This window comes from Citrobacter sp. 50677481 (genome assembly GCF_001463265.1).
GTDB classification, from domain to species: domain Bacteria; phylum Pseudomonadota; class Gammaproteobacteria; order Enterobacterales; family Enterobacteriaceae; genus Citrobacter_A; species Citrobacter_A sedlakii.
In genome coordinates this window covers 333,198-358,022 of record NZ_LNHZ01000061.1, presented here as the reverse complement: position 1 = coordinate 358,022, position 24,825 = coordinate 333,198, and the positions used below count along the sequence as shown (strand labels likewise).

General features: G+C 55.7%; 23 protein-coding genes. 12 read left to right on the top strand and 11 right to left on the bottom strand.

Annotated features, from left to right (window positions below):
• Positions 1 to 25: 25 nt before the first annotated feature.
• Positions 26 to 1,378 (bottom strand): quorum sensing histidine kinase QseC, encoded by a 1,353-nt coding sequence (gene qseC, locus APU02_RS18225; protein ID WP_042289247.1) that lies wholly within the window; start codon positions 1,376 to 1,378, stop codon positions 26 to 28.
• Entirely contained in the window at positions 1,375 to 2,034 is a 660-nt protein-coding gene (qseB, locus tag APU02_RS18220; RefSeq protein WP_042289246.1) for a quorum sensing response regulator transcription factor QseB, read from the bottom strand. Before qseB ends, qseC begins: the two co-directional genes overlap by 4 nt.
• 152 nt (positions 2,035 to 2,186) lie before the next feature.
• Here qseB and APU02_RS18215 point away from each other — a divergent pair, with 152 nt between their 5' ends.
• The 6 genes from APU02_RS18215 to APU02_RS18190 all read left to right on the top strand — a co-directional run bounded on the left by APU02_RS18215 (position 2,187) and on the right by APU02_RS18190 (position 10,244).
• Positions 2,187 to 2,585, top strand: a complete 399-nt coding sequence (locus APU02_RS18215) for a YgiW/YdeI family stress tolerance OB fold protein (protein ID WP_042289243.1) — start codon at positions 2,187 to 2,189, stop codon at positions 2,583 to 2,585.
• Between the two features lie 130 nt (positions 2,586 to 2,715).
• Positions 2,716 to 4,974, top strand: a complete 2,259-nt coding sequence (gene parC, locus APU02_RS18210) for a DNA topoisomerase IV subunit A (RefSeq protein ID WP_060570839.1) — start codon at positions 2,716 to 2,718, stop codon at positions 4,972 to 4,974.
• Between the two features lie 277 nt (positions 4,975 to 5,251).
• Entirely contained in the window at positions 5,252 to 5,989 is a 738-nt protein-coding gene (plsC, locus tag APU02_RS18205; RefSeq protein ID WP_060570838.1) for a 1-acylglycerol-3-phosphate O-acyltransferase, read from the top strand.
• Positions 5,990 to 6,064: 75 nt separating this feature from the next.
• A complete protein-coding gene (gene ftsP / locus APU02_RS18200; protein WP_042289238.1) occupies positions 6,065 to 7,477 on the top strand; it encodes a cell division protein FtsP in 1,413 nt (470 codons plus the stop codon).
• A 110-nt stretch (positions 7,478 to 7,587) separates the two neighbouring features.
• On the top strand, positions 7,588 to 9,759 hold the full coding sequence (locus APU02_RS18195; protein WP_042289236.1) for a YgiQ family radical SAM protein: 2,172 nt from the start codon (positions 7,588 to 7,590) through the stop codon (positions 9,757 to 9,759).
• 80 nt (positions 9,760 to 9,839) lie between these two features.
• A complete protein-coding gene (locus APU02_RS18190) occupies positions 9,840 to 10,244 on the top strand; it encodes a carboxypeptidase-like regulatory domain-containing protein (RefSeq protein ID WP_239692881.1) in 405 nt (134 codons plus the stop codon).
• A 42-nt stretch (positions 10,245 to 10,286) separates the two neighbouring features.
• Here the strand turns inward: APU02_RS18190 and dkgA are convergent, their stop codons facing one another.
• Both dkgA and yqhD read right to left on the bottom strand, forming a co-directional pair.
• Positions 10,287 to 11,114: a 2,5-didehydrogluconate reductase DkgA gene (gene dkgA, locus APU02_RS18185; protein WP_060570836.1), complete on the bottom strand. Its 828-nt coding sequence runs from the start codon at positions 11,112 to 11,114 to the stop codon at positions 10,287 to 10,289.
• A gap of 104 nt (positions 11,115 to 11,218) precedes the next feature.
• Entirely contained in the window at positions 11,219 to 12,382 is a 1,164-nt protein-coding gene (gene yqhD / locus APU02_RS18180) for an alcohol dehydrogenase (protein ID WP_060570835.1), read from the bottom strand.
• Positions 12,383 to 12,573: 191 nt separating this feature from the next.
• On the opposite strand from yqhD, the gene APU02_RS18175 reads away from it, so the two are divergent.
• On the top strand, positions 12,574 to 13,473 hold the full coding sequence (locus APU02_RS18175; protein WP_060570834.1) for an AraC family transcriptional regulator: 900 nt from the start codon (positions 12,574 to 12,576) through the stop codon (positions 13,471 to 13,473).
• A gap of 49 nt (positions 13,474 to 13,522) precedes the next feature.
• Here the strand turns inward: APU02_RS18175 and yghB are convergent, their stop codons facing one another.
• On the bottom strand, positions 13,523 to 14,182 hold the full coding sequence (gene yghB, locus APU02_RS18170; RefSeq protein ID WP_060570833.1) for a DedA family general envelope maintenance protein YghB: 660 nt from the start codon (positions 14,180 to 14,182) through the stop codon (positions 13,523 to 13,525).
• Positions 14,183 to 14,344: 162 nt separating this feature from the next.
• The gene (gene metC / locus APU02_RS18165) at positions 14,345 to 15,532 is read right to left on the bottom strand and encodes a cystathionine beta-lyase (protein ID WP_060570832.1); all 1,188 of its coding nucleotides are present in this window, start codon (positions 15,530 to 15,532) and stop codon (positions 14,345 to 14,347) included.
• 250 nt (positions 15,533 to 15,782) lie between these two features.
• On the opposite strand from metC, the gene exbB reads away from it, so the two are divergent.
• Both exbB and exbD read left to right on the top strand, forming a co-directional pair.
• Positions 15,783 to 16,517 (top strand): tol-pal system-associated acyl-CoA thioesterase, encoded by a 735-nt coding sequence (exbB, locus tag APU02_RS18155; protein WP_042289210.1) that lies wholly within the window; start codon positions 15,783 to 15,785, stop codon positions 16,515 to 16,517.
• Positions 16,518 to 16,523: 6 nt separating this feature from the next.
• Positions 16,524 to 16,949: a TonB system transport protein ExbD gene (gene exbD, locus APU02_RS18150; protein WP_042289208.1), complete on the top strand. Its 426-nt coding sequence runs from the start codon at positions 16,524 to 16,526 to the stop codon at positions 16,947 to 16,949.
• A gap of 112 nt (positions 16,950 to 17,061) precedes the next feature.
• On the opposite strand, the gene APU02_RS18145 is transcribed toward exbD, so the two are convergent.
• From APU02_RS18145 to APU02_RS18135, 3 genes are all read right to left on the bottom strand, one after another.
• Complete coding sequence (locus APU02_RS18145) at positions 17,062 to 17,946, bottom strand: SDR family oxidoreductase (protein WP_060570831.1); 885 nt, start codon at positions 17,944 to 17,946, stop codon at positions 17,062 to 17,064.
• 92 nt (positions 17,947 to 18,038) lie between these two features.
• Entirely contained in the window at positions 18,039 to 18,461 is a 423-nt protein-coding gene (locus tag APU02_RS18140) for a hypothetical protein (protein WP_060570955.1), read from the bottom strand.
• Positions 18,461 to 18,868, bottom strand: a complete 408-nt coding sequence (locus APU02_RS18135) for a hypothetical protein (protein WP_042289205.1) — start codon at positions 18,866 to 18,868, stop codon at positions 18,461 to 18,463. The genes APU02_RS18140 and APU02_RS18135 overlap by 1 nt, the downstream gene beginning before the upstream one ends.
• Before the next feature lie 103 nt (positions 18,869 to 18,971).
• Between APU02_RS18135 and APU02_RS18130 the strand changes: the two genes are divergently transcribed.
• Positions 18,972 to 19,475: a hypothetical protein gene (locus APU02_RS18130; RefSeq protein ID WP_042289202.1), complete on the top strand. Its 504-nt coding sequence runs from the start codon at positions 18,972 to 18,974 to the stop codon at positions 19,473 to 19,475.
• Positions 19,476 to 19,543: 68 nt separating this feature from the next.
• Entirely contained in the window at positions 19,544 to 20,041 is a 498-nt protein-coding gene (locus tag APU02_RS18125) for a TIGR00645 family protein (RefSeq protein ID WP_042289198.1), read from the top strand.
• Between the two features lie 73 nt (positions 20,042 to 20,114).
• Here the strand turns inward: APU02_RS18125 and APU02_RS18120 are convergent, their stop codons facing one another.
• Positions 20,115 to 21,155, bottom strand: a complete 1,041-nt coding sequence (locus APU02_RS18120) for an aldo/keto reductase (RefSeq protein ID WP_060570830.1) — start codon at positions 21,153 to 21,155, stop codon at positions 20,115 to 20,117.
• Positions 21,156 to 21,236: 81 nt separating this feature from the next.
• Between APU02_RS18120 and yghX the strand changes: the two genes are divergently transcribed.
• Complete coding sequence (gene yghX, locus APU02_RS18115) at positions 21,237 to 22,124, top strand: YghX family hydrolase (RefSeq protein ID WP_042289192.1); 888 nt, start codon at positions 21,237 to 21,239, stop codon at positions 22,122 to 22,124.
• 79 nt (positions 22,125 to 22,203) lie between these two features.
• Here the strand turns inward: yghX and APU02_RS18110 are convergent, their stop codons facing one another.
• Positions 22,204 to 24,804: an autotransporter outer membrane beta-barrel domain-containing protein gene (locus tag APU02_RS18110; protein WP_060570829.1), complete on the bottom strand. Its 2,601-nt coding sequence runs from the start codon at positions 24,802 to 24,804 to the stop codon at positions 22,204 to 22,206.
• Positions 24,805 to 24,825 lie beyond the last annotated feature (21 nt).

Sequence of the window (24,825 nt, the reverse complement as noted above, 5' to 3'; positions counted from 1 at the left end):
CTTTTGCTTCTGACGCAACAATCCGCTATCGCCAGTTCACCGTGGCTTCGAACCCACCGTCGGGCGCATTGCCAAACGCCACCGTCATGCCGTGCAGCGTGGCGATGCGGCGGACAATCGATAAGCCCAGGCCGCTGCCGGTAACGCGCTGCCCCGGGGGGCGGTAAAAGCGCTTGCCAATGTGGTCCAGCGCCTCTGGCGTAACGCCAGGGCCGTTATCTTTAACGGAAAAACCATTATGCCGCAGCGTGACCTGGACAATACTGCCCTGCGGACTGTAGCGAATGGCGTTATCCAGCAGATTGCGCACCAGCAGGCTGAGCAGCAGCGGCTGACCTGTGCGCTTTACATCGTGCGCGACGAGGTGCAGGCGCACATCGATATTCGCCTGTTGCGCCGGATGGTAAATGTCCATCACCGCAGACTGCAGGACGTCATCAAGCGCAAGCGTGGTGACGTCCTGCAGATTATCCAGCGAGTCGAGCCGGGAAAGCGTCAGGAGCTGATCGACCAGGCGGGTTGCGCGGTCGATGCCGGTATGCAACTGGAGTAGCGCCTTTTTCCGCGCCTGCGGGTCATCGTCAGACAGTTGCGCCACTTCGGTTTGCACCTGCAACGCCGCCAGCGGACTACGCAGCTCATGGGCCGCGTCCGAGGTGAAGCGCCGCTCGCGCATCATCATGTCGTGCGTGCGGGTAAAAAGCTGGTTCAGCGAGTCGATCAGCGGACGCACTTCGCTTGGTACGCCCTGTGAACTGAGCGGCTCGTTGGATTCCGGGTCGCGTAAACCTAACGTCCGGGCCATCTTTTTCAGCGGTTTCAGTTCGCGATGCAGTAGCATAATCAACAGCAGCAGCATCAGCGGCAGGGCGATAAGCCAGGGGATGAGCTGCGCGCTGACGATCGCCAGCGCCATGTCTTCGCGGTATTCCCACTCCTGACCCACCACAATGCGGTAATTACCGTCGGCGGACGTCAGCCAGACAAAGCGCCAGAGATCGTCGTCGCCGATCAATCGTCCATTGTCAAACCCTTCCCGGCGGTAGCTGTAGGGGATGTACTGACCGTTGTCGCCATCGTGCAGCACCATTTTGCCGTCGAGGGTGTAAACGGCGAACACCAGAACGTCATCGTCGATATGGCCGTGTTTAAATGTCTTTGGCGTATGGGCCATCCGCTCGGAGGCTTTAAGTTCATCAATGTCCAGCGTAATCAGCCGTTTGGCGAACAGCATCAACTGCGTGTCAAACAGCTCGTCCACATTGTCGGTGGTCTGTTTCCAGGCGACGAAACTCGATGCTCCCCAGGTCACCGCCGCCAGTATCAAAAAGATGAGTGTGAGCCTGACCCGCAGGCTGAGCCGTTTTGTCACCGTTATGCCTCACCGAGCGTGTAACCGATGCCGTGCACGGTGCGAATGAAATCGCTACCCAACTTACGGCGCAGATGATGAACGTGAACCTCAACGGCGTTGCTGGTGACCTCTTCGTCCCAGTTATACAGTTTTTCTTCGATACGTTTTCGCGGCAGCACCCGGCCTTTATTACGCATCAGCAATTCCAGCAGCGCGAACTCTTTTGGCTTGAGCGCTAAGTTTTCACCCGCCAGCGTGGCGGTCAGACCGCCGGGATCCAGCGTCACCTGACCGTGGTGGAGTTCGCTGCTGGCCTGCCCGCTGGCGCGGCGCATAAGCGCTTCCAGCCTGGCGGCGACCTCAATCAGCGCAAAGGGCTTGCAGAGATAATCGTCCGCGCCGAGGCGTAAACCTTCAACCCGCTCCGCCAGCGCATCGCGCGCGGTCAGAATCAGTACCGGTTCGCGTTTACCCTGTTCGCGCCAGTCGCGCAGAATATCGCGCCCGTCCATGCCCGGCAGCGACAGGTCGAGAATGACCGCGTCGTAAGGCGCGCTGTAAAGCGCCTCTTTTCCCTGGCGCCCTTCGGTAAACCAGTCGACGCTAAACCCCATTTTACTCAACCCCGCTTTGATGCCGTCGCCAATCAGCGCGTCGTCTTCAACCAGTAAAATCCGCATCTTTTCTTCCCTGGATCCGCCTTCATCACGGCAAGTAAACCCCGAGGTCGCCCGCGATGTACAGTAAAAAAATGTCTTTTTTTTGGCTTAAGAACTTGTTAAGGATTAACTTATGTAATGGACATGAAATGACATGAAAGGGAGAAACGATCGTGAAAAAATTAGCAGCTATCTTTGCCGTTCTGGCACTCAGCTCCGCACCGGTTCTGGCAGCTCAGCAGGGCGGTTTTTCCGGTCCCTCGGCCACACAAACGCAGACGCAGGGCGGTGGCTTCGTCGGACCGAACGGCAGTAGCGCAACCGTAGAAAGCGCAAAATCGCTGCGTGACGATACCTGGGTCACCCTGCGCGGGAACATCGTTGAGCGTGTTTCCGATGACCTCTATCTGTTCAAGGACGCCACCGGCACCATCAACGTTGATATTGACGATAAACGCTGGAACGGCCTGACCGTCACCCCGCAGGATACCGTTGAAATTCAGGGCGAAGTGGATAAAGACTGGAATTCCGTTGAAATTGACGTGAAGCAAATCAGGAAAGTCAGCAAATAATCCCCATCAGGGCCGCTTTCGCGGCCCTTTTCTTTGTGACTCAACGCGCCAGATAAGGTAGTATCTGCGGCAATATTGCCTGAAAAGATACCGGGTATCTGGCGGGCTTACAGTTGAGGAATCACGATTAATGAGCGATATGGCAGAGCGCCTTGCGCTGCATGAATTTACGGAAAACGCTTATCTGAATTACTCCATGTACGTCATCATGGACCGTGCGTTGCCGTTTATTGGTGATGGTCTGAAACCCGTACAGCGTCGCATCGTGTACGCGATGTCCGAGCTGGGGCTGAATGCCAGCGCCAAATTTAAAAAATCCGCCCGTACCGTCGGCGACGTGCTGGGTAAATACCATCCGCATGGCGACATCGCCTGTTATGAAGCCATGGTGCTAATGGCGCAGCCGTTTTCTTACCGTTACCCGCTGGTTGACGGTCAGGGGAACTGGGGCGCGCCGGACGATCCGAAATCCTTTGCGGCGATGCGTTATACCGAATCGCGTCTTTCGAAGTATGCCGAAGTCTTACTGAGCGAACTGGGACAGGGGACCGCCGACTGGGTGCCAAACTTTGACGGCACGATGCAGGAGCCCAAAATGCTGCCTGCGCGTCTGCCGAACATCCTGCTGAACGGCACCACCGGCATCGCCGTCGGCATGGCGACGGATATCCCGCCGCACAACCTGCGCGAAGTAGCGAAAGCGGCGATTACCCTGATCGAGCAGCCAAAGACCACGCTGGATCAACTGCTGGATATCGTTCAGGGGCCGGACTTCCCGACCGAAGCGGAAATCATCACATCCCGGGCTGAAATTCGTAAAATTTACGAAAATGGCCGCGGTTCGGTACGTATGCGCGCGGTGTGGACCAAAGAAGACGGCGCGGTGGTGATTACCGCGCTGCCGCATCAGGTTTCCGGCGCCAAGGTGCTGGAGCAAATCGCCGCCCAGATGCGCAATAAAAAGCTGCCGATGGTCGATGACCTGCGCGACGAGTCGGATCACGAAAACCCAACCCGACTGGTGGTCGTGCCGCGCTCTAATCGCGTGGATATGGAGCAGGTGATGAACCACCTGTTCGCCACCACCGATCTGGAAAAAAGCTACCGCATTAACCTGAACATGATCGGTCTGGACGGTCGCCCGGCGGTGAAAAACCTGCTGGAGATCCTTACCGAGTGGCTGGCGTTCCGCCGTGATACCGTGCGTCGTCGCCTGAACTATCGTCTGGAGAAAGTCCTGAAGCGCCTGCATATCCTCGAAGGTTTGCTGGTGGCGTTTCTCAATATCGACGAAGTGATTGAGATCATCCGTACGGAAGATGAGCCGAAGCCAGCGCTGATGTCGCGCTTTGGCATCAGCGAAACCCAGGCCGAAGCGATCCTCGAGTTGAAACTGCGTCATCTCGCCAAACTGGAAGAGATGAAGATCCGCGGCGAGCAGGACGAACTGGAGAAAGAGCGCGATCAGTTACAAGGGATCCTCGCTTCTGAGCGGAAGATGAATACGCTGCTGAAAAAAGAGCTGCAGGCGGATTCAGACGCTTACGGCGACGATCGTCGTTCGCCGCTGCACGAGCGCGAAGAAGCGAAGGCGATGAGCGAGCACGATATGCTGCCGTCCGAGCCGGTAACTATCGTACTTTCGCAGATGGGCTGGGTGCGTAGCGCCAAAGGTCATGACATCGACGCCCAGGGGTTGAACTATAAAGCGGGCGACAGCTACAAATCGGACGTGAAGGGCAAGAGCAACCAGCCGGTGGTGTTTATCGACACAACCGGGCGAAGCTACGCCATTGATCCGATTACGCTGCCGTCGGCGCGCGGTCAGGGCGAGCCGTTGACCGGTAAGCTGACGCTGCCGCCGGGCGCGACCGTAGAGCACATGCTGATGGAAGGCGACGATCAGAAGCTGCTAATGGCATCGAACGCGGGCTACGGTTTTGTCTGCACCTTTAACGATCTGGTGGCGCGCAACCGTGCCGGTAAAGCGTTGATTACGCTGCCGGAAAACGCTCACGTTATGCCGCCGGTGGTGATCAGCGACGAAAGCGATATGCTGTTGGCGATCACCCAGGCCGGACGGATGCTGATGTTCCCGGTGAGCGATCTGCCGCAGTTGTCCAAAGGTAAAGGCAATAAGATCATCAACATCCCGTCGGCGGAAGCGGCGAAAGGGGACGACGGTCTGGCGCACCTCTACGTACTACCGCCGCAAAGCACTCTGACCATTCATGTCGGGAAGCGCAAAATCAAGCTGCGTCCGGAAGAGTTGCAGAAGGTGACCGGCGAGCGCGGTCGTCGCGGTACGCTGATGCGCGGTCTCCAGCGTATCGATCACGTTGAGATTGATTCGCCGCGTCGCGCAAGCCAGGGCGACAGCGAAGAGTAAGAGGTTTTTTAACGCCTGAAACGCGGTCGGGCCTGAAAAGACGCAGTGCGTCGCCGTCAGGCCCGTCCGTCGTAGCGGATGGCGTTATTAATACTTTTTCGGCCTGCGGTTTTAACCCTGCCGCTGGGCCGGATGTACATTAAAATTTCCCGTAAAACCGTTGTTTATTCGTGAATAGCGATTAACAATACAGTTTTCCAGAGAGCCACATCAACAATACCCTAACCTGATAGCAGGTGACGTAGAATCCCGGGCTCTTAGGCCTTCAGAGGTTGTTATGCTATTTATTTTTCGTTTTATTATTACCGTTATTTACTCCATTCTGGTTTGTGTTTTTGGATCGATTTACTGCCTTTTCAGCCCGCGTAATCCAAAACACGTCGCGACATTCGGGCATATGTTTGGTCGCTTGGCGCCGGTGTTTGGCCTGAAAGTCGAATGCCGCAAACCTGCCGATGCCGAAAGCTACGGCAACGCCATCTATATTGCGAATCACCAGAATAATTACGATATGGTGACCGCAGCGAATATTGTGCAGCCGCCAACCGTTACGGTGGGAAAAAAGAGCCTGCTGTGGATCCCGTTTTTCGGCCAGCTTTACTGGCTGACGGGCAACCTGTTGATTGACCGTAACAACCGTGCGAAAGCCCACGGCACGATTGCCGAAGTGGTGAACCATTTCAAAAAGCGCCGTATTTCTATCTGGATGTTCCCGGAAGGAACCCGTAGCCGCGGTCGTGGGCTGCTGCCGTTTAAAACGGGCGCGTTTCACGCCGCCATTGCCGCAGGCGTACCGATTATTCCGGTGTGCGTTTCGAATACCTCAAATAAGATTAACCTCAACCGTCTGAAGAATGGTCTGGTGATTGTCGAGATGCTGCCGCCGGTGGATGTGAGCCAGTACGGTAAAGACCAGGTTCGCGAGCTGGCCGCCCGTTGCCGTTCGCTGATGGAACAAAAGATTGCAGAACTCGATAAAGAAGTCGCCGGGCGGGAAGCTGCCGGAAAAGTTTAATTAAGAACGCGTTATTTGCAGAGAACAGGCCTCCTTTTTCTGCCCGTCGTTTAGCCAGTTTTACAGGGAGCTTATATGTCACTCAGTCGGCGTCAGTTCATTCAGGCATCGGGGATCGCACTGTGCGCAGGTGCAGTTCCGCTGAGGGCAAATGCTGCCGGTCAGCAACAGCCGCTGCCCGTTCCGCCGCTGCTGGAGTCCCGCCGCGGTCAGCCGTTATTTATGACCTTACAGCGGACCCACTGGTCTTTTACCCAGGGGACGCGCGCGCCGGTATGGGGTATTAACGGACGCTATCTTGGCCCGACGATCCGCGTCTGGAAAGGCGATGACGTTAAGCTTATCTACAGTAACCGTCTGACCGAAAACGTCTCTATGACCATCGCCGGATTACAGGTGCCAGGACCGTTGATGGGGGGGCCGGCGCGGATGATGTCGCCGAATGCCGACTGGGCGCCCGTGTTGCCTGTTCGTCAGAACGCCGCCACGCTGTGGTATCACGCCAATACGCCAAACCGTACCGCTCAGCAGGTCTACAACGGCCTGGCCGGTATGTGGCTGGTGGAAGATGAGGTCAGTAAAACGCTGCCTATCCCCAATCATTACGGGGTGGATGATTTTCCGATCATCATTCAGGATAAGCGGCTGGATAACTTCGGTACGCCGGAATACAGTGAGCCGGGAAGCGGCGGTTTCATCGGCGATACGCTGCTGGTGAATGGCGCGCAAAGCCCATACGTAGACGTTTCTCGCGGTTGGGTACGTTTGCGCTTGCTAAACGCCTCCAACGCGCGCCGCTATCAGCTGCAAATGAGCGACGGGCGCGCGCTGCACGTTATCTCTGGCGATCAGGGATTTTTGCCCGCGCCGGTGTCGGTGAAACAGCTATCGCTGGCGCCGGGCGAGCGCCGTGAGATTCTGGTCGACATGACCAACGGTGATGAAGTGTCGATCACCTGCGGCGAAGCGGCAAGCATCGTCGACCGGATCCGCGGTTTCTTCGAGCCGTCCAGTATTCTGGTGTCCACGCTGGTGTTAACGCTGCGCCCGACCGGGCTGCTGCCGCTGGTCACCGACAGCCTGCCGATGCGCCTGCTGCCGACGGAAATCCTGGGCGGCGCGCCGATTCGCAGCCGCGATATCAGCCTGGGAGACGATCCGGGGATTAACGGTCAACTGTGGGATGTAAACCGCATTGATATCACCGCGCAGCAGGGCACCTGGGAGCGTTGGACGGTGCGCGCCGACATGCCGCAGTCGTTCCACATTGAAGGCGTTTCTTTCCTGGTGCGTAACGTTAACGGCGCGATGCCGTTCCCGGAAGATCGCGGCTGGAAAGATACCGTCTGGGTAGACGGTCAGGTTGAGCTGCTGGTGTACTACGGCCAGCCGTCCTGGGCGCATTTCCCGTTCTACTTTAACAGCCAGACCCTGGAGATGGCCGATCGCGGCTCTATCGGCCAGATTCTGGTCAACCCGGCGCCGTGACGCGTCACCCACTCGCCCGGAAGGGCGAGTGAATACCTTTCGATTTCTCTTTCGTTCCGGCTTATAATCCCCGGCCTTTGATTATTTTTTTACCATTTTTTGGAAGCAATATGAGCGCAATATCCCTGATCCAGCCAGACAGAGATCTCTTCTCCTGGCCTCAGTACTGGGCGGCCTGCTTTGGTCCAGCCCCTTTTTTGCCGATGTCTCGCGACGAAATGGATCAACTTGGCTGGGATAGCTGCGACATTATTTTGGTGACGGGCGACGCGTATGTCGACCACCCGAGCTTCGGCATGGCGATTTGTGGCCGTATGCTGGAAGCGCAGGGCTTCCGCGTGGGCATCATCGCCCAACCGGACTGGAACAGCAAAGACGACTTTATGCGTCTGGGCAAACCGAATCTGTTCTTCGGCGTGACCGCGGGCAACATGGACTCGATGATCAACCGCTACACCGCCGATCGCCGTCTGCGCCATGACGACGCCTATACGCCAGATAATGTGGCGGGCAAGCGTCCGGACCGGGCCACGCTGGTCTACACCCAGCGCTGTAAAGAGGCGTGGAAAGAGGTGCCAGTGATCCTCGGCGGCATCGAGGCCAGCCTGCGCCGTACCGCCCATTATGACTACTGGTCTGATACCGTGCGCCGTTCGGTGCTGGTGGACGCCAAAGCCGACATGCTGATGTTTGGCAACGGCGAGCGTCCGCTGGTGGAAGTGGCGCATCGTCTGGCAATGGGCGAAACCATCGACCAGATCCGCGATGTGCGTAATACCGCGATTATGGTAAAAGAAGCGCTGCCGGGCTGGAGCGGTGTCGACTCGACCCGTCTCGACACGCCGGGAAAAATCGACCCAATTCCGCATCCGTACGGAGAAGACCTGCCGTGTGCGGACAATAAGCCGGTCGCGCCGAAAAAGCAGGAGGCGAAAGCCGTCACCGTGCAGCCGCCGCGCCCGAAGCCGTGGGAAAAAACCTACGTGCTGCTGCCCTCCTTTGAAAAAGTGAAGGGTGACAAAGTCCTCTACGCTCACGCCTCGCGCATTCTGCACCATGAAACCAACCCGGGTTGCGCGCGCGCGCTGATGCAAAAGCATGGCGATCGTTATATCTGGATCAACCCGCCGGCTATTCCTCTCTCGACCGAAGAGATGGACAGCGTATTTGCGCTGCCGTACAAACGTGTGCCGCATCCGGCCTACGGCAACAGCCGCATTCCGGCCTATGAGATGATCCGCTTTTCCATCAACATCATGCGCGGCTGCTTCGGCGGCTGTTCTTTCTGTTCAATTACAGAACACGAAGGGCGCATCATTCAGAGCCGCTCTGAAGATTCAATCATCAATGAGATTGAAGCGATCCGCGACACCGTGCCGGGATTTACCGGCGTGATCTCCGATCTCGGCGGGCCGACGGCCAACATGTACATGCTGCGCTGTAAGTCGCCGCGCGCGGAGCAGACCTGCCGCCGTCTGTCGTGCGTTTATCCGGATATTTGTCCGCATATGGACACCAATCACGAGCCGACAATCAATCTGTATCGCCGCGCCCGCGATCTGAAAGGCATCAAGAAGATCCTTATCGCCTCCGGCGTGCGTTATGACATTGCGGTGGAAGATCCGCGCTATATCAAGGAGCTGGCGACCCATCACGTTGGCGGCTATCTGAAGATTGCGCCGGAGCATACCGAAGAAGGACCGTTGTCGAAGATGATGAAGCCGGGCATGGGCAGCTATGACCGCTTCAAAGAGCTGTTCGATCTCTATTCGAAACAGGCGGGCAAAGAACAGTATCTGATCCCGTACTTTATTTCCGCACACCCCGGTACGCGCGATGAAGATATGGTGAATCTGGCGCTGTGGCTGAAGAAACATCGCTTCCGTCTCGATCAGGTGCAGAACTTCTATCCGTCGCCGCTCGCTAACTCGACGACCATGTACTACACCGGCAAAAACCCGCTGGGTAAAATTGGCTATAAGAGTGAAGATGTGGTGGTGCCGAAGGGGGATAAGCAGCGCCGTCTGCATAAAGCGCTGCTGCGCTATCACGATCCGGCTAACTGGCCGCTAATCCGTCAGGCGCTGGAAGAGATGGGCAAAAAGCATCTGATCGGCGGGCGTCGCGAATGTCTGGTTCCGGCGCCAACGATCGAAGAGATGCGCGAGGCGCGTCGTCAGAACCGGCATACTCGTCCGGCGTTGACCAAGCATACGCCAGTGTCGCATCAGCGTCAGACCCCGGCGGCGAACAAAAAACGCGGCAAGGTCGCGGGGCGTTAATCAGAGTGCCCGATGACGCGCGTTTGTCGGGCCAGGAAAACCGTGGCCCATAGGGCGGAGACGCAGAGATGAAAGCAGGGATGCTGGCAGGGATAATTGCGATCGCCTTGCTGCAATCTGGTTGCATGATACATCGCCAGACGCAGCCGGAAGTGGAAGGACGGCTGATCGACAGCGCCGGCAAGCCAGTTAGCGGCGCAACAGTCGTACTGGCGAGCCATGCTGAGAAGCCGGTGACGACCTTATCAGATAAAGAGGGGCGTTTTGCCTTTCCGCCCCAACACGAATGGGCCTTTTTTCTGCCGATAGGTCCAATGGACTGGTTTTACGCTACCTCGCTGCAGGTGAATGCTAACGGTAAGGCATACGAAGCGGAGACCGGCGGGGGCGTCGGTGGGCCGTTCGAGCTTGAAGGCGACGTGTTCAAGGTTGTTTGCAGAGTCCCGGCCACACCCGGTGAGATGGCCTGCTCGTTCGGGTCATAGGCGCAGAAAAAGCCCGGCAGAACACCGGGCTGGGAAGGAAGATTAGCCGCCGAACTGATCCGGGTCGGGACCGAGCCGCTTGCCTTGCTCCAGTTTGGCAATTTCGCCCAGTTCGTCTTTATCAAGGCGGAAATCCCAGACGTCAAAGTTTTCGGCAATACGCGACGGGGTGACCGATTTCGGGATCACCACCAGGCCGTTATCCAGATGCCAGCGGATAACGATCTGCGCCGGGGTTTTACCGTACTTGTCCGCGAGATCGCGAATGATTTTCTGATCGAAAACGCCTTCGCCGCCCTGCGCCAGCGGACTCCAGGATTCCGTCTGGATTTTATGCGTCGCATTCCAGGCGTGAAGTTGGCGCTGTTGCATCAGCGGGTGCAGCTCGATCTGGTTGATCACCGGCGTGACGCCCGTTTCATCGATCAGTCGTTGCAGATGATTGACCTGGAAGTTGCAGACGCCGATGCTCTTGATTAACCCCTCTTTTTGCAGCTCGATCATACCCTGCCAGGCGTCAACGTAATGATCGATTGCCGGAACCGGCCAGTGCATCAGATACAGATCAAGGTAGTCGAGCTGAAGTTTTTCCAGACTCTCCTGCAGGGCTTCACGCGGACGTTTTTGATCGTCATTCCACAGCTTGGTGGTGATGAACAGTTCATCGCGAGGAACGCCAGCGCTGGCTAATGCTTTGCCCACGCCGTCTTCATTTTTGTATGCGGCGGCGGTGTCTATTGAGCGGTAGCCGACGTCCAGTGCTTTATGAATGGCGGAGACGACCTCGTCGTTACCGGCTTTCCATACGCCTAACCCCAACTGGGGCATTACATTGCCATCCTGAAGCTTAATTACGGTTTGGTTTGCCATTTTTCCTCCTTCATGTGCTCATCACCGGAGGAAGCCTCCGGTGATGCGGTGTGACTTAAGTCTGGACGAAATGTCCAAAAACGAAAGGCAGAGGCGAAAAAAGCTTAGCGCGCGGCTTCGTAAATACGGCGGCTGACGTCAAGTGTAATGTCTTTATTTTCACCGAGTTGCGTCATACCGTGCTCTTCTAACTTCGCCAGCAGCGCCGGGATAGAACTGCCATCCAGACCGTAGCCGGAAAGGCGTGTCGGTACGCCAAGCTGCTCGAAGAAGTTGCGCGTCGCCGCAATAGCGGCATCAATACGTTCAGCGTCAGACCCTTCGCGGATGTTCCACACGCGTTCAGCGTACTGCAGCAGTTTGGCGCGTTTGGTGTCGCGTTTTTCATTCCACAGCGCGGGCAGCACCACCGCCAGCGTCTGGGCGTGATCGAGACCGTGCATCGCCGTCAGTTCGTGACCGAGCATATGGGTGGCCCAGTCCTGCGGTACGCCTGCGCCAATCAAACCATTCAGCGCCTGCGTCGCCGCCCACATCACGTTGGCGCGCACATCGTAGTTTTCCGGCTCTTTCAGCGCTTTCGGACCGTCTTCGATCAGCGTCAGCAGGATGCCTTCCGCAAAGCGATCCTGAATTTTGGCGTCAACCGGATAAGTCACGTATTGCTCAACGGTATGGACAAAGGCATCAACTACGCCGTTCGCCACCTGGCGCGGCGGCAGGGTGTAGGTGTATACCGGATCCAGTACGGCGAAGACTGGCTGCACATGTTCGGAATGAAACGCCTGTTTGTCACCGGTAGTTTTGCGCGAAATCACCGCGCCTTTGTTGGATTCAGAACCGGTGGCGGGTAGCGTCAGCACGGAGCCCATCGGGATGGCGCTTTTAATCTCGCTGCCGCTGGTTTGCAGAATGCGCCACGGGTCAATGTCTGTCGGATAGTGTGCCGCCGCGGCGATAAATTTGGTGCCGTCAAGCACCGAACCGCCGCCCACCGCCAGCAGGAAGGTGACCTTGTCTTCGCGGGCGATTTTCACCGCGTTCATCAGGGTTTCGTAAGACGGGTTTGGCTCAATGCCGCCAAACTCACGCACGTCCATGCCTTTCAGCGCATCCTGAACCTGAGCCAGCACGCCAGTCTTTTTCACGCTGCCGCCGCCATAGGTGATCATGACACGTGCGTCCTGTGGGATTTGATCGCGCAGGTCGGCAATCGCGCCTTTACCAAACAGAATGCGGGTTGGGGTATGCAGATTAAAGTTATTCATTGCTCGTTCCCTTATGTGGGTAAAAAGAGGGCAGGCGTCGGTCTGCCTGATGGAAACATTGTGGGCGTCCCCACGCTGCCTCTCAATGCTCATTTCTGCCAATGTTTTGCCTATTCCTCCAGAGCGCTGGAGAAAAACACTAAATTTGCGCACAATCAATTCATCGATACTCGTTGCGAAAATAAGCCGTCATGAACCGTGAAGAGATTTGTCTGTTGCTGACAGATAAAATTAAGCATCTGAAAGATATTGAGAAAAACCAGGGGGAGCGGTTGCCGGACATCCGCCTGCTGTACGGCACTGAGCCGGGGCCGCGCACGCCGGTGATGTACGATCCCGGCATCATATTTCTCTTTTCGGGCTATAAAATTGGTTATATCAACGAGCGCGTTTTCCGTTATGACGCTAATGAATATCTGCTGCTGACGGTGCCGTTGCCGTTTGAATGTGAAACCTATGCGACGCCGGAGGTGCCGCTGGCTGGCATTCGCATTAACGTCGACATGCTGCAGCTACAGGAACTGCTGATGGACATCGGCGAGGATGAACGTTTTCAGCCGTCGATGGCGGCAAGCGGGATTAACTCTGCAACGCTGTCTGATGAGATCCTGTGCGCGGCGGAACGCCTGCTGGACGTGATGGAGCGACCGCTCGACGCGCGTATTTTAGGGAAACAGATTATCCGTGAGATCCTGTATCACGTGCTGACCGGACCACGTGGCGGCGCGCTGTTGGCGCTGGTGAGCCGACAAACCCATTTCAGCCTGATCAGCCGGGTGATAAAGCGCATTGAGAACAAATACACCGAGAGCCTGAACGTCGAGCAACTGGCGGCGGAAGCCAATATGAGCGTGTCGGCGTTTCACCATAACTTTAAGTCGGTGACCAGTACATCACCGTTGCAGTACCTGAAAACGTATCGGCTGCATAAGGCCCGGATGATGATTCTTCACGACGGTATGAAGGCCAGCGCGGCGGCGATGCGGGTGGGTTATGAAAGCGCGTCGCAGTTCAGCCGCGAGTTTAAGCGCTACTTCGGCGTCACGCCGGGAGAAGATGCGGCGCGGATCCGCACTTTACAAGGAAGTTAACTTGCCTGTTCCACGCCGGATAAGCGAAGCGCTATCCGGCATTCAGCATTCAGGCGTTGCAGTATTTCTTTTTGATCACCACGACCAGCGTGCCCAGTAAACCCGCTGCTAACAGGACGATCGGCAGGATCATTAAAAAAGTCATCACCTGGTCTTCGTGACGCTTCACAAACGGGATCATGCTCAGCGCGTAGCCAAAGCTGGTGACCACGCCGACCCACAGCAGCCCGCTCAGCCAGTTAAAGAACTGGAAGCGGCGGTTGGAAAGCCCGGAAATGCCCGCCATGGTTGGCAGCAGGGTACGCACGAAGGCCAGAAAACGGCCAGCCAGCAGCGCCAGCAGGCCGTGGCGGTCGAACATGCAGGTCGCGCGCTGGTGATATTTCACCGGCAACTGCGCCAGCCAGCCTTTTACCGTTTTGGTATTGCCCAGCCAGCGTCCCTGAATATAGCTCAGCCAACAGCCCAGGCTGGCGGCGGTCGTCAGAATGAACAGCGTCGGGACAAAGCTCATCACCCCTTGCGCAACCAGCGCGCCCGCCAGCAGCAGCAAACTGTCGCCAGGCAAGAATGAGGCCGGTAACAGGCCATTTTCTAAAAACAGCGTGGCGAACATCACAAAGTAGACGACGCTAACAATATGGGGATCCGCCAGCGCCGCAAAATCGTGTTGCCAGAGCGCAGCGATAATATCTTGAATGACAGACATGGACTTTCCTGTGGAACAGCGTTTACGCCCCTGAGCCGAACGGAATGGGCGCTTAATTTACCCATTATACTCCCTTACAGGCCCGGATGCCTTGATCCGAGGCGCAACAAATGCAGACAATTTCGGTCGATGTGTCTGCATTCATGTCCATTGGCGTCAATATTATACGATGCGGGAGAAACCGGCGGCTAAATCTGCAATCAGATCGTCAACATTCTCTAAACCAATATGCAAACGGATGAGCGTGCCGTCGAAATCGACGTTGCCTTGCGGGCGGATCTCCGCAATCTGTTCCGGCTGGTTCGCCAGAATCAACGACTCAAAGCCGCCCCACGAGTAGGCCATGCTGAACAGACTAAAGTGATCGAGATAGGCGGAGAGTTCTTCGTTGGTCAGCTTTTTGTTCAGCACAAACGAGAACAGCCCGCTGCTGCCCGTAAAGTCTCGTTTCCAGTATTCATGACCTTTGCTACCGGGCAGGGCCGGGTGATTCACTCGCGCCACCTGAGGATGCGCGGCCAGCCACTCGGCAACCCTGAGGCTACTTTCATGGTGCTGACGCAGACGCACGCCGAGCGTGCGCAGTCCGCGACTGGTGATATAAGCGGTGTCGGCGTCGACCATTTGTCCCATCAGATAGGCGTTTTCACGCAGTTGATCCCAGCAGCGGGCATTAGCGACCGCCGTGCCGATCATCGCGTCTGAATGACCAACCAGATACTTTGTCGCGGCCTGTATAGAGATGTCGATACCGAAGTCGAGCGCGTTGAACAGGATCCCCGCCGCCCAGGTATTATCGATCATAATGATGGCCTCCGGCGCGACGCTTCTTACCGCGCTGACGATCGCCGGAACATCATGCACCTCCATCGTAATGGAGCCGGGCGACTCCAGAAACACCACTTTGGTGTTGGGCTGAATATGCTTTGCGATATCCGCGCCGACGAGAGGATCGAACCAACTGGTGGTCACGCCAAGTTTGCCGAGGATTTTGCGGCAGAAATCCTGACTCGGTTCATAGGCGGTGTTGGTCATCAGCACATGATCGCCTTGTTCCACAAACGCCAGAATGGTATTGGCGACCGCCGCAGCGCCGCAGGGAAACAGCGCGCATCCGGCGCCGCCTTCCAGTTCACACATCGCTTCCTGGAGTGAGAAATGCGTGAGCGTGCCGCGACGTCCGTAAAACAGTTCGCCGTTTGCGCGGTTACGGGTGGCGTGTTTTTTGGCTTCGACGGTGTCGAAGACCAGCGATGAGGCGCGCTGAATCACGCTGTTGACGGAGCCGAGAGTGTACTTCTTACGGCGTCCCGCGCTGACCAGTCGGGTCTCCAGTTGCTTATCTGCCATGTCGGTTTTTCCTGTTTTTATACGTCTGGATGTCTAAACTACCACGAATGACAAAATGCGCATCCCGTCCTCTTATATAAAGCACAATATTTTCCCAAATTCTCCGCTCGTGATGTTTTACTGCGTAAGCGCAAGGAAAAGAAACCAAAGGTGCGGCACTATGTAAATAGTAATGAGAACGACTATCAATTCGACGTCGTTTTGATATTATTATGCTCAGATTTTGTGATTTGCGTCCTGGAGATACAGAGTGGGTAATAATTTGATGCAGACGGATCTCTCCGTCTGGGGTATGTATCAGCACGCCGATATCGTAGTGAAGTGCGTGATGATTGGTCTGATTCTGGCGTCAGTGGTCACCTGGGCTATCTTCTTCAGTAAAAGCGTGGATTTCTTCTCCCAGAAGCGTCGCCTGAAGCGCGAACAGCAACTGCTGGCGGAAGCCCGCTCTCTGGATCAGGCAAGCGATATTGCCGCTAAGTTCGGCGCGAAAAGCCTGAGTACCCAGTTGCTCAACGAAGCGCAGAACGAGCTGGAGCTGTCTGAAGGCAGCGAAGACAACGAAGGGATCAAAGAGCGTACCGGTTTTCGCCTTGAGCGTCGCGTTGCGGCGGCAGGACGTCAGATGGGGCGCGGAAATGGTTACCTGGCGACCATCGGGGCGATCTCCCCGTTTGTCGGTTTGTTCGGTACCGTATGGGGTATCATGAACAGCTTCATCGGTATCGCCCAAACGCAAACCACTAACCTTGCTGTGGTCGCGCCGGGTATCGCTGAAGCGCTGCTGGCGACCGCGATTGGTCTGGTTGCTGCGATTCCAGCCGTCGTCATCTATAACATTTTCGCCCGTCAGATTGGCGGTCTGAAAGCAACGCTCGGCGATATCGCCGCGCAGGTGTTGCTGCTGCAAAGCCGCGACCTGGACCTGGATGCAAGCGCCTCCGCGCATCCGGTACGTACCGCGCAGAAATTACGTGTAGGATAACGTTTCATGGCAATGCGTCTTAACGAAAACCTGGACGATAACGGTGAAATGCATGAAATCAACGTGACGCCGTTTATCGACGTCATGCTGGTGCTGCTGATCATCTTTATGGTGGCGGCTCCGCTGGCGACGGTGGATGTGAAGGTGAATCTGCCCGCATCTTCCAGCACGCCGCAGCCGCGTCCGGAAAAACCGGTGTATCTGTCAGTGAAAGCCGACAACAGCATGTTTATCGGTAACGATCCGGTGACCGAAGAAAGTATGATTGCGGAGCTTAACGCCCTGACGGAAGGGAAGAAGGACACCACGATTTTCTTCCGCGCGGACAAAACCGTGAACTACGAAACCATGATGAAGGTCATGGATACGCTGCATCAGGCGGGGTATCTGAAGATTGGCCTGGTCGGGGAAGAGGTCGCGAAGGCGAAATAACCGGCGCTTTTCGCTGACGGAAGAAGTAGGCCGGGTAAGGCAAAGCCGCTACCCGGCTTTTTTATGGCCTGATGGCGCGTCGCGTATCAGGCCAATGGTTTACCGTACTCAACTAGCCTAAATGCTCACCGCCGCACACGCCGTGTACTTCTGCGGTCACATAGCTTGATTCCTGACTCGCCAGATAGACATAGACCGGCGCCAGTTCCGCGGGCTGACCAGCGCGCTTCATGGGCGTCTGCTGACCAAACTGCGGAATTTTATCCTGCGTCTGACCGCCCGAAATTTGCAGTGCGGTCCAGATAGGGCCGGGCGCGACAACGTTTACCCGGATCCCTTTCCCGGCGACCTGTTTCGCCAGACCCCGGCTGTAGTTGAGGATCGCCGCCTTAGTCGATGCATAGTCCAGCAGATGCGGACTTGGCTGATACGCCTGAATTGACGAGGTGGTGATAATGCTGGCGCCTTTCGGCAGCAACGGGATAGCCTCTTGCGTGATCCAGAACAGCGCAAACACGTTCACCGCAAAGGTTTTCTGGAACTGTTCACTTGTCAGGTCCTTAATTTCAGGAATCGCCACCTGTTTACCGGCGACCAGCGCCAGCGTATCCAGACCCCCCAGCGCCTCGCGCGCCTTATGTACCAGCGAGCGGGCAAAGGATTCATCGCTCAGATCGCCGGGAATAAGCACCGCTTTGCGCCCGCTCTCTTCAATAAGGGCTTTAACCTGTTGCGCGTCTTCTTCTTCCGCTGGCAGATAGTTTATCGCCACGTCTGCGCCTTCACGCGCGTAAGCAATGGCGGCAGCCCGTCCTATGCCGGAGTCGCCCCCTGTCACCAGTGCCTTACGATCTTTAAGGCGACCGCTGCCCACGTAGCTTTTTTCGCCACAGTCAGGCACTGGGGTCATTTTCGCCTGTACGCCTGGCGCGGGCTGTTTCTGTTGGGGATATTCACCGGTGTAGTACTGTGTGGTGGGGTCTTGTAGAGTCGACATGCCATTTCTCCCTTCAGGTTAAACATACCTTAAGGGTAGACGCTGTGCGGGAAAGCGGGGGGAACCAGGACGATCCTGATCGCCCGGACAGGCTACGTTTTCTTTACGACGAGTTGTTCATCCAGCGCGACGCTGGTGATGTTCAGCGTGCGGTAGCGACCTTCGGCAAGCTTACGCGTCAGGCGCAGCGTCGCCGTTTCGCGATCCAGCAGTTGTTGCCAGTGGCTTTCCAGACGCCTCATGATTTTGTCATGTAATTCAGGGCGTTGCCGAATAAGGACATTTATCACCGCGCCGTAAATTTCTTCCTTAATTTGCAGCGCGTACATTTCCCGACGGTTCTGCCACTTCAACCGAACCAGCGCCGCAGGAATAGACGTCGCTTCCTGCGCCACGTTTTCCAGCAGCGCATTCTTATGCGCGACCAGCGCCGCAAGATTCTGCTTTAAGACAAATTGATCGCTTTTATTATCGTCCAAAGCCAGATAGACATTGTTATCTTCAACATCTTTGATCATTGTTCATCATCCAGAGAATAAAAAATCGGGGAAGATTTTTCTCGCGTAATTAAATTAAGCCAAATTTCGTTGCCATTTTCATTAATATGGTTGGTGGTGTCAGCCAATATTTTACTTAAGGTCTGGGCATCAATGTCACCTTCCGCCTGTAAGGTATTAATCACACGGGCAAAGGTTTCAATTTTCGCCACCCGACATAGCCGTTCTTTAAAATGGCGGTCGTGTTCTTCGAGCAGCATATTTTTAGATTGCCCGGTAGATGCCGCGCTAATTAAAATATCGGCTTCGTAATCGCGAAGGTTTTTCTTTCCTTGAGTGAAATTATTAGCGTTTTCTGCGGATCCTTCCGTCTGGCCTGACGCAGACAGATGAAAACGCGGCGGGACAAGATGCTCGGGAAGCATGTCACATTATCCTTGATTATCAGGTGTATAATTATTCTTATTGACAGGTCGCGTTGACAATAACATGGGGTAATTTTAAAATCAAAAAAAATGGAGCCATTTTATGAACAGTATTTTTTATTCTGTTATTACTCTGCTATTGCTCACCGGGGTCATACTTTTTTTAATACGCGAGTTTAATAAGCCGCGCGGTGCCGAAGAACATTCTCCCGACGTTCCACTCCCGCCGTTAACCAAAGACGAGGGGGAAGATCATTTTTCCACGCTGATGAATGCCATTACGCCGGTATGGTACTGGCGGGTTAATCATGAATATATTGATTTCCTGCACGCCACGGTAAAGCGAATGACAATGGCGCAATTGAATGAAACCCCCGGGCTATTTGATGCCCAGCGTCGCTGTAGCGATCTCAATTCCGCCGTGTATAAATACTACGACACGATAAAGAAACGCTGCCTGAATGGTGAAAAGGTGCCGCATTCCGATCTGGATGTCCTCAATCTGCGACAGTGCTTCCGGGAATTTAGCCTTGAAGCCTATCCGTCGCTGGTGGCGCTGGTGTGGCCCGAGTATCAGCGCCCGTGGATCACCCCCGGGGAAGTTTAAGGGATGTTGATCTGATGTTGCCATGTTGAGATATACTGTTCCCCGGTTTTGCTACATGACAGGAATATATGGAACGCTTTCTCGAAAATGTAATGTACGCGTCTCGCTGGTTGCTCGCCCCCGTCTACTTTGGTCTGTCGCTTGCGCTGGTGGCGCTGGCGCTGAAGTTCTTTCAGGAGATCTTTCACGTCCTGCCTAACGTCTTTTCGATGGCGGAAGCGGACCTGATTCTGGTGCTGCTGTCGCTGGTGGATATGACCCTCGTCGGCGGGTTGCTGGTGATGGTGATGTTTTCCGGTTACGAAAATTTCGTCTCACAGCTGGATATCTCAGAAGGTCGGGAAAAGCTCAACTGGCTGGGGAAAATGGATGCGACCTCGCTGAAAAACAAAGTGGCCGCGTCGATTGTGGCGATCTCTTCTATCCATCTTCTGCGCGTGTTTATGGACGCGAAAAACGTGCCGGACAATAAGCTGATGTGGTATGTGATTATCCACCTCACCTTTGTGCTGTCGGCGTTTGTAATGGGTTATCTCGACAGACTCACCCGGCATAAACACGAGTAAGCGATCTTCTCTCCTCGCGCCGGATGGCGGTAGCGCCATCCGGCAGGGTGTCTCGCCCGACGGCGATGACGGTTTATTTGTCGGAGGACGCCTGCCACAGGTTCAGTTGGCCGTCTGCGACATGCTTATCAATCTGCGCCAGTTCCCCGGCGGTAAACGCCAGATTCTTCAGCGCCTGTACGTTTTCTTCCAGCTGTTCAGGGCGGCTCGCGCCAATGAGTACCGAAGTGACGCGCTCATCTTTCAGCAGCCAGCTTAACGCCATTTGCGCCATCGACTGACCGCGCTGTTGCGCCATGGCGTTGAGCAGGCGCAGGCTGCTGAGATTCGCTTCCGTCAGCATGTTTTCCGTCAGGCCGCGTACTTTTTTCCCTTCGCGCTGCATCCGTGAACCTTCCGGGATCCCGTTTAAATATTTACCGGTTAACAGTCCCTGCGCCAGCGGGGTAAACGCGATACAGCCAACGCCATTTTCCGCCAGCGTATCCAGCAGACCGCTTTTATCCACCCAGCGATTCAGCAGGTTATAGGAAGGCTGATGAATCAACAGCGGGATCTTCCACTCGCGAAGCAGCGCCGCCATTTTCTGCGTGCGTTCCGGTGAGTAAGAAGAGATACCTACATACAGCGCTTTACCGCTTTGTACGGCGTGGGCGAGCGCTGAGGCGGTTTCTTCCATGGGCGTGTTTTCATCCACGCGATGCGAGTAAAAGATATCAACGTAATCCAGCCCCATGCGCTTCAGACTTTGATCGAGGCTGGCGAGCAGGTACTTACGTGAGCCGCCGGAGCCATAGGGACCAGGCCACATGTCGTAACCGGCTTTGGTGGAAATGATCAGTTCGTCGCGAAAAGGGGCGAAATCGGTGCGCAGCAGGCGACCGAAATTTTCTTCCGCACTGCCCGGCGGCGGACCATAGTTATTGGCTAAGTCGAAGTGGGTAACACCCAGATCGAAAGCTTTACGCAGCAGTGCGCGCTGAGAATCCAGCGCCTGCGCGTGGCCGAAACTGTGCCACAGGCCGAGCGACAGGGCGGGCAGCCGGAGTCCGCTTTTACCACAGTAGCGGTAAAGCATAGTGTCGTAGCGGTCAGGGGAGGCGTTCCAGGACATGATGTCTCCTTTCTTGTGATGAATTTTCGAAACAGCGTTTTCATTCTATGCTTATCAAATCACAAATCCTGGAGATATGCGATGGCCCGTCTGACCGCGAAAGATTTTCCGCAAGAACTGCTCGACTACTACGACTATTACGCGCACGGGAAGATCTCAAAACGAGAGTTTCTCAACCTCGCGGCAAAATATGCCGCCGGCGGGGTGACGGCGCTGGCGCTGTTCAACATGCTCAGGCCCAATTACGCGCTGGCTGAGCAGGTGAAATTCACCGATCCCGCTATCCTGCCGGAGTACATCCACTACCCGTCGCCAAACGGGCACGGCGATGTGCGCGGCTATCTGGTAAAACCGGCAAAAACGACGGGTAAGGTTCCGGCTGTGGTGGTCGTACATGAAAACCGCGGGCTGAATCCTTATATTGAAGATGTAGCGCGGCGGGTGGCGAAAGCGGGCTATATAGCGCTGGCGCCGGATGGTTTAAGCTCGGTTGGGGGGTACCCCGGAAACGATGAAGAAGGAAAAGCCTTACAGCAAAAGGTCGATCCGACAAAGCTGATGAACGACTTTTTTGCCGCCATTGAGTTTATGCAGAAACACCCAGACGCTACGGGCAAGGTCGGGATCACCGGTTTTTGCTATGGCGGCGGGGTATCAAATGCCGCTGCTGTGGCGTATCCGGAGCTGGCGTGCGCGGTGCCGTTTTATGGTCGCCAGGTCGCCGCGGCGGACGTGCCGAAGATCAACGCGCCGATTTTGCTACATTATGCCGAGCGGGATAAAAATATTAATGAAGGCTGGCCCGCCTATGAGGCCGCACTGAAAGCGAATAATAAGGTTTATCAAGCCTGGATTTATCCCGGCGTAAATCACGGATTTCATAACGACTCAACCCCACGCTATGACGAACCCGCGGCCGAACTGGCCTGGAAGCGCACACTGGCGTGGTTTGAGACGTATTTGCGCTAAAGCCCGGCGACGCGACGCCTGCCGGGCTTTTGGTAGGGTTAGCCGGGTAAGGCGAAGCCGCCACCCGGCAATTCAGGCATCAGAAGCTATAGCTCATCCCTGCCTGGACGCTGGCGTCGTTATCCACATCGCCGGTTCCCACATACACGCCGGTATTTAACGTGAAGTTGTGGGCGATGGTGGCGTTGATGCCTGCGCCAAAAATGCCCATCGTGTTGTTGTGGCCTGTGGTGTTGTGATAGTCCGCCGCCTTGATGTCGGTATCGTCGCTGAACTCTTTCTGGAAGCGCGCGTCAATCCACGGCATCAGCTGCACGCCTTTGTTCAGATCGCGAAGCGTGGTGGTCAGACGGACGCCAGCGCCGCCGTTCCAGGAAGACACCTGACTGTCAGAGAAGGTGATCTCCTTATCGGAGAAGCCGTCGGCTTTGGTCTGATCCCAGCCCAGAGTGGCATACGGTTGCAGCAGGGTTTCGCCCGGCAGCAGGACGTTTACGCCGGTACGCGCTTGCGCCATATACAGGCTTCCGTCGGTCGAGCCGTTCAGCGCTTCTGTCATCCCGCTGGTATTGCCGGTGACGTTGTTGGCAGACAGCGAGTAACGCATATCGCCATAGCTGAAGCTACCGTCCGCGAACAGTCCCCAGGTATCGCCACTCAGCGCCTGCTGCCATCCGCCGTACAGGCTGTAGAAATTCCCGTACACGCTGTCTTTGAAGCTGTCGACGCTGTCGCTGGTGTCCTGCACGCGGCTGCGGGTCCAGGCCAGGGCGATACCGCCAGTGACGCTGTCGCCGTTAGTTAAATGCGCCGTCCAGTCCACACCACCCTGCGCGCCCTGGGTAACGCTCTTGTAGTCGACATCGTTGCTGAAATTACCGTTCTGGTACAGGAAATCGCCCCATACCTGCGCTCCCTCCTGTTGTTCGCCCAACAGGCTGGCCAGATGTACCTGGTTCATGTGATTGCTGATGTCGTCAGCGACCTGATGACCCGCCTGTTCAGCCGCATCCAGACCGGCAATTAACCCCTGTACGTCGCTGGCCAGCGAACCTTGCGCGCTGTTAAACAGAATATTCCAGCTCTGGCTGTCACTGGCTTTCAGCATGGCCTGTGGCGCGCTGTCGGCGGCGACAATGTCCAGACTGTTGTCGTAGTTGTACGCGCCGCTGCGATTTTCCACTGTCTGCTGGCCGTTAGTGAACGTGGCGCCCGCATAGTCCTGCGGCGCAGCAGTGCCGGTGGTCGTAAAAGTCCCAAGAAGAACGCCGGAACGATTGATCGCAGACGGCGTGATGCTGTTGACCACCACGGCGTTATTACTGCCAGTGATCGTGCCGAAGTTAACGAAACTGTCGGTGCTCATGCTGACCGAGGCATTGCTCCCGGTGGTGCTGGCGATCAGGCTTGATCCGTTTTGCAGATCCCAGGTGGTTGCGTCGTTGATTTTGTCGATGCTGATGCTGTTATCGCTGGTGGTGTTTACCGTTTCGAACTGGCTTATCTGACCGGTGATCGAACTGCCCGCGTCCATGGACAGCGTATCGCTGCCGTCGCCGCCGTCCACGTTGCCGTTAACGTGAGACTGATTGGTCAGCACCAGCGTGTCGTCGCCTTTACCGGTGGTAACATCGCCGTTGACGTTGGCGTTGTTTTGCAGCGTGATGGTGGTATTGCCTTTATTGGCGCTGGTGTTGACGTCACCGTTGATGGTGCTGTTGTCCAGCAGAAGGGAATTGGTGGAATCACCGGCCAGAGTGACGTTCCCGTTAATCACGCTTTGATTGGTGAGTGAAAGGCTGGCGTACCCTTTTTCATTCACGACGCCAATATCGCCGGTCACGGTGCTGTTATTCATCGTCAGGCTGGTGTGGGTAGTGCCCAGCATGGCGATGGTAACGTCGCCAAACGCGTCAAGGTTGAGATCTTTAAAGATTGTCTTACTCAAAAATTGTGACGCTTTTTCAACATCCTGCGCCACTTCACTGTCGGTACCGTCGACGGAGGCATTGGTGAGCGAGAGTGTCGTATCCGATTTTTCGCTACCGGCATAAATACCGCCTTTATCCAATGAACTGTCGCTCATGGATATTGTCTGAACCCCATTACCGCCGCTGATAATACTGCCGTGCAGATCGCTGCCGTTAATAATATTGGCGGTATGATAGCCATTATCCTGCGGATCGAGATAGATAGACGCACCCATCATGTAGTCTTTTTTATTCGGATAAAGCACATCGTCGTTTTCGCCATTCAGGGTTGAATGATCAACGGTGACGGTAGTGTTCGTGGTCTTTTTAATATTGCCGACTTCAATCATATCCACTTTCGCGCCGTTGGTGACGGTGATATTTGCCGTCCCGCCATTGCTTCCCTGAATATAGCTGCCGGTCATATCGGTGCCGTTGACAGTTAATGATTGGGTTTCTCCGGTGTTGAAATGCCCGTTCATGAAGATCGACCCGGAGGTTGGGTCCGCCATTACGGCGTTAGCGACACCGTTATCTTGTTGGTAAACGCTAATACCGTCCTTGGACTCCGCAGCCCGTAGACCGCAGGTTTGCGACGTATCGTCACCAACGCATGGCGTGCTGGAGGCAGCAGAAACACAGGAACTGAAGGAAGCTAAAGCCACTAATACACATTGCGAGAGCAACGTGCGGTTCATTAATTTGCGCATTTTTTATTCCATTAATATCAA